This window comes from Brevibacillus sp. HB1.4B, from assembly GCF_013284285.1.
Taxonomy (GTDB): domain Bacteria; phylum Bacillota; class Bacilli; order Brevibacillales; family Brevibacillaceae; genus Brevibacillus; species Brevibacillus porteri.
The window spans coordinates 1-8,141 of record NZ_JABSUT010000025.1 but is presented as its reverse complement, the minus strand read 5'-3'; the positions used below and the strand labels follow the sequence as shown (position 1 = coordinate 8,141).

Here is an 8,141-nt window from a genome sequence, read left to right as displayed (position 1 = left end):
CTCGTCTCTCTCGAGGCGACTTTTCTATCTTATCATACCGCCTAGGCTTTTACAAGATGTTTTTTTAAAAAATCTTGTTCCGCTTAGCGGCGACAATTCAATACTTTATCAAACAATGCTCAAGAAGTAAATAGCTTATGTAACTTTTCTTCTTGAAGTGTTGCCTCAACCGAAGCGACAAGAAGTATCTTATCACGTATTTTTAAACAGCACAAGAGTTTTTTATAATAAAATTGAATTTCTTTAAATTATATTAAAAGAGAGGCGAATCACTCGCCTCTCTCCCTTACTGTTCCATTACTCTCATAATAGATAAATGTCGAGCTTCGACTAAGTTTACGATTTTTCCACCTGTTTCAACCATTGGTCTCGTTGGGTGATTACGGTCTGTAAATACGATCTTCCCAATCGTTCCATCACTTAATTCGATTAGCGTCCCTACAGCGAATTGAGTGATCCCCTCCACAAATGTCCGAACAATGGTAGGATCAAGTTTCCCGAAGCTATCCTGCACTAATTGCTCCACGACTTGATAGGGTGACAGTGCCTTTTGGTGCACACGATCCGAGCTCATTGCATGATACACATCAGCCACGGCGACAATTTTACTGTATAAATGCAGTTTAGAACCAGGCAAACCTAGCGGATAGCCTGAACCATCTTCTCGCTCATGATGTTGCAAAGCCGCTAATGCTACACCTTCACTTAAACCGTGGGATGACTTAATAATTTGGTAGCCATAAACGGTATGCTTCTTCATCTCTTCGAATTCGTCTGGCGTAAGCTTCCCTGGTTTTTGCAAAATCCGCCGATCAATTTTCGTTTTTCCTATATCGAGCAATGTACCCGCCAATGCGACCTGCATCCATTCCTTTTCTGGCACCTTGACCCATTTTGCAATCATATAAGAAATCATCCCAACCGCTATGGCATGCTCGTAGGCATAGCTATCCATCCTTGCAAAGCGCCGAAGGGAGAGAAGGACTTGTGGTTGCTGCTGAAACTCCGTAATGATCGGCGTCACAACTTCTCTGACTTCCATAACGGGTATGTTATTGCCGCCTTGTACGCGGGTCATCAAATTTTTCAGTGTAGACACTGCTTTATCAAATGACTCCTGAAACACAGGTTTAGCTTGGATAAACTTATCAGAAGCTTCTGGCGTATCTGCCTTAGTTGGTTCACCTTGGTCAGTCCAAGCCCCTCCTGATTCCTCTACTTGTACCTGCTTGATCATGAACGCTTCTAAGAATTGAACTTCTCTTTCATAGAGAGGGGTTCCTTTTGCAAAAAGAATGCCTCCCAATGCTGTAAATACGTCTTCAGCCAATTTCGCTCCAAGAGTCAGTTGTTTCACTTCCACATTGGGCAACCTGCTCACCACCCGATCCAACTTGTTAATGATATAGTATCCATTTCCCAATTTTACTCCAAACCCAAACCATTTGCAGGAAAAAAGCACTGGGTAGAACAAACTTTCTGCACTTACACGAAAAAACGCCCCACATTATGCGGGACGCTTTCGTCGTGATTTTCTTTATTCCTCTGTCGGTTCGGTAGGTTCAGGAGGCTCGGTTGCTTCGACAGTCTCTCCGTCTTGCAGATCTTCGATTCTCTCTTCCACATCTTCATCCGTCATATCCTCTTCCTCAGTTGGAGGACACTTGGCGACTGATCCCACTTGCTCATTTTCAGACAAACGGATCAGTTTCACACCTTGCGTGTAACGCCCCATCACAGAAATACCTTTCATTTCTGTGCGGATGATGATACCGGAAGTGGTAATAATCATCAGATCCTCTTCAGGCTCAACGACTTTCAGACCAACGACCGGACCGCTTCGATCGGTTACATTGTGTGTCTTAATTCCTTTACCGCCACGAGATTGAATGCGGTATTCATCGACAGGAGTCCGTTTACCGTAACCATTCGCCGTTACAATGAGCACTTCTGCATTCGGTTTGATAACGTCCATATCGATGACATCATCATCGTCGTCAAGGGTAATTCCCTTCACACCAGTGGCGTTACGTCCCATCGTGCGTACGTCTCCCTCATTGAAACGGACGGACATGCCTTTGTGAGTACCCATGATGATTTCTTGTTTGCCATCCGTCAGACGAACACCAATCAACTCATCATCTTCGCGTAGGTTAACCGCAATCAGTCCGCCTTTGCGAATATTTTCATAGGACTCCAGCGTGGTTTTCTTAATAATCCCCTTCTTGGTCGCAAAGAACAGGTAATGTTCTTCATCAAACTCCTTCACAGGGATTACCGCACTAACCCGCTCCCCTTTTTCAATCTGAATGAGATTGATGATTGGGGTGCCTTTCGCTGTCCGGCTCAGATCAGGAATCTCGAATCCTTTTAGGCGATAAGCCTTCCCTTTGCTCGTGAAGAACATGATGTAATCATGCGAGTTGGTAATGTACAGATGCTCGACAAAATCGTCATCCTTGGTTCCCAACCCCTGCACGCCACGTCCACCACGTTTTTGCGAACGGTAGGTGGAAACAGGCAGACGCTTAATATAGCCATCATGCGTCAGGGTAATGACCACATCTTCCTCTGGGATCAAATCAGCATCTTCGATATGATTCTCATCGAAAGTAATTTCCGTGCGTCTTGCATCGCCAAACTTCTCTTTGATCTCACCCAGCTCTTCCCGGATGATTGCATAGATTTTGCCTTCGTCTGCAAGAATAGAACGCAATTCTGCGATTTTCACCATGAGCTCTTGGTATTCGTTCTCGATTTTTTCTCGTTCCAAACCAGTCAAGCGTTGCAGACGCATATCGAGAATGGCCTGTGCCTGCTCGTAAGACAAAGAGTAATTTTCCATAAGTCCTGTACGAGCTTCTTCTGTGGTTTGAGAAGAGCGAATCAAGCTGATAATCTCGTCAATATGATCCAATGCAATGCGCAAGCCTTCTAAGATATGCGCACGAGCTTCTGCTTGCTTGAGATCGTATTCGGTCCTTCTGCGGATAATGACGCGTTGGTGCTCCAAATAGTAATAGAGCATGTCACGCAAATTCAATACACGCGGACGGCTGTCGACGAGCGCCAGCATATTCACACCAAATGTAGACTGCATTTGGGTATGCTTGAACAAGTTGTTCAAAACAACCTTTGGAATAACGTCGCGACGCAATTCCATCACTATACGCATACCTTTGCGGTCAGACTCATCACGAAGGTCGGTAATGCCCTCGATTTTTTTCTCGCGCACGAGCTCCGCGATTTTTTCCACGAGTCTCGCCTTGTTCACCTGATAAGGAATCTCTGTTACGATGATGCGCGGTTTGCCTTTCCCATCCTCTTCAATCTGGGTTTTGGCGCGCATAATAATGGAACCACGGCCTGTTTCATAGGCACGACGAATACCACTGTAACCGAGAATCTCCCCTGCTGTAGGGAAGTCAGGTCCCTTGATAATCTTCATCAAATCTTGAATCGTAATATCAGGATTGTCGATCATGGCAATGACGCCATCAACAACTTCTGTCAGGTTATGTGGCGGAATATTGGTAGCCATACCTACAGCAATCCCTGATGCCCCATTCAAAAGCAGGTTCGGGAAACGAGAAGGCAATACAACCGGCTCTTCTTTGCGTCCGTCGTAGTTAGGAGTGAAATCGACCGTTTCTTTATCAATATCGCGCAAAAGCTCCAGCGCGAGCTTGGAAAAACGCGACTCCGTATAACGCATCGCCGCTGCCGGGTCGCCGTCTACAGAACCGAAGTTCCCTTGCCCTTCAACCAGCATGTAGCGCATGTTAAAATCTTGGGCCATACGTACCATCGCTTCATAGATGGAAGAGTCACCATGCGGATGGTAGTTCGCCATTACTTCCCCGACAACGTTTGCCGATTTACGGAACGGCTTGTCAGGAGTAAGGCCCATATCGTGCATGGCATACAAAATACGCCTGTGTACAGGCTTCAAACCATCGCGAACGTCAGGCAAAGCCCGACTGACGATAACGCTCATCGCATAGCTAATGAACGATTCTCTCATTTCGTGGCTAATATCGACTTTTGGAAACCGAGCAGTTTCTTCTGCCATAAAGGGTAAACCTCCAACTGGTTATCACAATACTTCATTATACCATATAGAGAGAGGACACGTCCAAAAAATCCAGTTGAATCAATCCATTTCCTCAAGATTTACCACCGATTTTGCTCGTATACACACGGATTTCGTAGTATCCCTAAATATTCCAGCCCTGTTTCAGGCTGGGTCATCGCACAAAACAAAAAAGGCCCCTACATTCTGGCCCCTACAATTTCATGTTATTTTACATGTATTTATGATCATCTTTACAGCTTCACGACCATTTCCAATTCGGAGGAGCGAATCATTGTCTTCGTATCGATTAACAATCCGAACGTAATCGCGATCATCTGTAGTAGTTTTCTCATGGTGTATCCCTCCGTTTATTGAATGTACTTTGATTTTACAGGGAATGAACACGTAGTCCCATCGATTTGGGTTTCAACTTCCTTACACTATTGTAAGAAACGTAAGAAAGTATGGGAAAAGTGTGGGAAATGTCTTCAATAACTGCTTATGTCGGTTTGAAGATGTACAATAAAGTGAGAATCTAAAGGTTCGCGGAGGAATCCTATGAAGACCTTTCACATTGCTATCGTAGACGATGACATCCATATTCGTCAGATCGTCGAAGCCTATCTTCAAAAGGAAGGCTATGTTACAACTGCACTTGAATCAGCCGAAGAGGCTATTACTTTAGAGCAAAAGAATCCTCCCGATCTATGGGTATTGGACATCATGTTGCCTGGTATGAATGGCTATGAGTTTTGCCGACGAATTCGTGCTGGTTCAGAGACGCCTATCATCATGGTTTCTGCTCGCGACGAAGAAGTAGACAAGATTCTTGGACTAGAGCTAGGAAGCGACGATTATCTCACCAAACCTTTTAGCCCTCGTGAATTAGTGGCACGCGTGAATCGGGCACTCCAACGTTGGAAACAGATGAAGTCTCATGCGGAAGAATCCCCTTTCATTGCGAAAGACAGTAACCCGGAAGAGGCTGCTAACAGCGCTCTTGTATTAGATAAGAAAAAACGTCTGGTCTATTCTTTTGGGGAGGAAGTAGAGGTGACCTCGAAAGAGTTTCAGGTGCTTAGCCTTTTATCGGAGCATCCGAATCGGGCTTTTTCCCGTGATGAGCTGCTCTCTCTTATATGGGGATACGATTATTTTGGAAGTGATCGAGTGGTTGATGATCTCATTCGTCGTATCCGAAAAAAGCTGGACAAGATCCCTCTCGAAACCGTCTGGGGCTTTGGATATCGCCTGCGAACATTGGAAGGAACGAAGGATGAATGAGTATCCAATTTCGCATTACGTTGATGTTCGCCCTTCTTCTCTGTCTTGTTATAGGGGTATCAGCTGCCCTGATCAATTCGTTTTTGCTGGATAATTTAATCGAGCAGCAAAAGAATGAATTAAACCTAAAAGGTCGATTCTGGATTGAAAAAATGAACGAATCGAATGTAAAGATTGAAACTGAGGGAGTCGCAGAACTCGAAAAGCTTCTCGTCTCCAATCGCAAGATAGAAGTTTTGCTCTTAGGAAAAAAGAAAAAAGTGCTCTACACATCCCTGCCTTCTTCCAATTTGAATGAGTGGATGGATGCCCTTGAGCGTAAAGCGGAGAAAAGGCAAAATCGAAACATTTGGATGGTCGGTAGCGATGATTATGTGGTCGTTAACTTACCTTTTAAAAACGACGAAAAGCAACGACTGATTCTGGCCTCTCCTGTACGTGGACTAAAAGACATTCGTATGGAGATGACGAATAACATATTGCTCATTGTTTTGATTGGAGCCGTATCTACCATTTTGCTCAGCTTTTTTATTACGCGTAGTATGGTGAAGCCACTGCATAAATTGACGAGAGAAATCAAAAAGGTTCAAGCACGTCGTTTTTCCGAAGTCCAACTCATTCCTGCTCGCGGTGAAATTGCTGAAGTCTCGAATAGTGTTTACTCCATGGCACAAGAGCTCGATCGTTTCCATGAAATCCAGCGGCAATTTTTACAGAATGCTTCCCACGAGCTAAAAACCCCTCTCATGTCCATTCAAGGATATGCCGAGGGAATTCGCGATGGAGTTTTTGTTGATGATGCTGCTGAAAAAGGTTTTGATGTAATTGTAGAGGAAACCAATCGATTGAAGCATATTGTGACTGAAATTATATTGTTGGCCAAGCTCGAAGGCGAAGAGAATTTGTTTGATCCCTCATGGCTTTCCGCTACTGACCTGGTGAATCGAGCCATTGAGCGTTTACACCCTTTGCAGCTCCAACACAATGTAACGATTTCAGTACGTCCGCCTAAAACCAATGACCTAGTGTACGTCGATGAAGGAAAGTTTCTTCAAGCCTTGTTGAATATCATTGGAAATGCTTTGCGCCATGCCAAGGATCAGATCACGATCGAAATCAAATCAGGCAAACGCCATCTCCAAATAGAAGTACAAGATGATGGTGAAGGCGTCGCGGAAGAGCTTCTCCCTCATTTATTTCATCGTTTTGTGAAAGGAAAAAATGGTGATGTCGGACTGGGGTTAGCTATTTCTCGAGCAATTATCGAACGTTCGCACGGCCGTCTCCAAGCAGAAAATGGTCCACTCCACGGCGCTGTTTTCCGTATCATCCTTCCCTTGTATTCGCAGCCTGAAAACTAACTAACACCCGAGTGATCTAGTGTCCACTCGGGTGTTTTTCTTTCAATCCATATATTTGCCTCTACATGTTCCCGGAAATTTTCGCCGTGAGCGCGTTCCTTCCAATCCGCATAACCAATACAGAAGCGATCAAGCAAAATATTCCCGCAATGATAAACATGATGAAGTAACTATTCAACATGGTATAAATAACTCCTCCACCATAAGCGGCCACAGCAGCACCTAACTGATGTGCGGCTAATATCCACCCAAACAAAATTCCTGATTGCTGTTTTCCAAAAATATCGGTTGTCAACTTAAGTGTTGGAGGAACTGTAGCTACCCAATCTAGGCCATAGAAGACAATGAATATGCCCAAGGTAAACGTAGAAGAGGACAGTGCTGCAGGAAGCAGCATTAACGAAAATCCCCGTAAACCGTAATACCAAAACAAGAGCCAACGATTGTTAAAGCGGTCCGATAGCCATCCCGACAATGTTGTTCCGATAATGTCAAAGATACCTATGAGAGCGAGTAAACTTGCAGCCGTTACCGCTGGAATGCCGTACTCCATACAAGCAGCTATAAAATGAGTACCGATTAAACCATTGGTAGAAAGACCGCAAATAAAAAAGCTTCCAGCCAACAACCAGAAATCAAAGGAACGAGATCCTCTTACTAAACCATCAACAGCTGCACGAAAAGGGTTTTGCTTAATGTCTTCTATTTCTTGATCAGCTTCTGTCGCACCAAATGCCTGAAGTCCCTTATCACTTGGTCGATCACGCATCAAGACAGCCACAATCGGAACCAAGATCAGAGCTGCTGTTGCAATCACCCACGATGCCGTACGCCAGCCATCTGATTCAGCCAAGCTCGCGAGAAGAGGAAGAAATACCAGCTGTCCTGTTGCACCGCTTGCTGTTAATATACCCATAACCAATCCTCGTTGCTTCACAAACCAGCGATTTGCGATCATTGCTCCTAATACGGAAGCCGTGCATCCTGAACCCAGTCCAACAACGACTCCCCAAAGTACAGTCAGTTGCCAGGAAGCCTGCATCCAAGTAGTGAGGGATGAACCCAATGCCAACAGGATAAGAGCAATGATCGTGATACGCCTTATTCCGAACCGATCCATGACTGCTGCCGCAAACGGACCTACCAATCCGTATAGCAATAGATTAATGGACAGCGCTATTGAGATAGAAGAGCGACTCCAGCCAAATTCTTGTTCAACAGGAACCATAAATACACCAGGAGCAGAGCGAATTCCAGCGCCAACCAAGAGAATGAAAAAGGTGACACCCGCAATGATCCAAGCGTAGTGGAGCCGACTCGAAGTAGCTTGTTTCATAATGACATGACTCCTTTTTTAAAATAATACGTCAGAAATTTCAGTTTTCAAATAGTACAAAAAAAACCATCCAAGCTGGATGGCC

5 protein-coding genes are annotated in these 8,141 nt (G+C 44.7%); 2 read left to right on the top strand and 3 right to left on the bottom strand.

Translation table 11 applies throughout. The features are described 5' to 3' along the window. Positions 1-286: 286 nt before the first annotated feature. Both HP398_RS30485 and gyrA read right to left on the bottom strand, forming a co-directional pair. Positions 287-1,372 (bottom strand): HD-GYP domain-containing protein, encoded by a 1,086-nt coding sequence (locus tag HP398_RS30485; protein ID WP_173624492.1) that lies wholly within the window; start codon positions 1,370-1,372, stop codon positions 287-289. 165 nt (positions 1,373-1,537) lie between these two features. Further along, on the bottom strand, positions 1,538-4,072 hold the full coding sequence (gene gyrA, locus HP398_RS30480) for a DNA gyrase subunit A (RefSeq protein ID WP_017246856.1): 2,535 nt from the start codon (positions 4,070-4,072) through the stop codon (positions 1,538-1,540). A 561-nt stretch (positions 4,073-4,633) separates the two neighbouring features. Between gyrA and HP398_RS30475 the strand changes: the two genes are divergently transcribed. Further along, positions 4,634-5,359, top strand: a complete 726-nt coding sequence (locus HP398_RS30475; protein WP_017246854.1) for a response regulator transcription factor — start codon at positions 4,634-4,636, stop codon at positions 5,357-5,359. Next, the gene (locus tag HP398_RS30470; RefSeq protein WP_017246853.1) at positions 5,356-6,720 is read left to right on the top strand and encodes a sensor histidine kinase; all 1,365 of its coding nucleotides are present in this window, start codon (positions 5,356-5,358) and stop codon (positions 6,718-6,720) included. Before HP398_RS30475 ends, HP398_RS30470 begins: the two co-directional genes overlap by 4 nt. Before the next feature lie 61 nt (positions 6,721-6,781). Here the strand turns inward: HP398_RS30470 and HP398_RS30465 are convergent, their stop codons facing one another. After that, positions 6,782-8,056, bottom strand: a complete 1,275-nt coding sequence (locus HP398_RS30465; protein ID WP_017246852.1) for an MFS transporter — start codon at positions 8,054-8,056, stop codon at positions 6,782-6,784. Positions 8,057-8,141: the final 85 nt, after the last annotated feature.

Coding starts and splice junctions, on each gene's coding strand:
- gyrA (WP_017246856.1), bottom strand. CDS start 4,072: ATGGCAGAAGAAACTGCTCGGTTTCCAAAAGTCGATATTAGCCACGAA.
- HP398_RS30475 (WP_017246854.1), top strand. CDS start 4,634: ATGAAGACCTTTCACATTGCTATCGTAGACGATGACATCCATATTCGT.
- HP398_RS30470 (WP_017246853.1), top strand. CDS start 5,356: ATGAGTATCCAATTTCGCATTACGTTGATGTTCGCCCTTCTTCTCTGT.
- HP398_RS30465 (WP_017246852.1), bottom strand. CDS start 8,056: ATGAAACAAGCTACTTCGAGTCGGCTCCACTACGCTTGGATCATTGCG.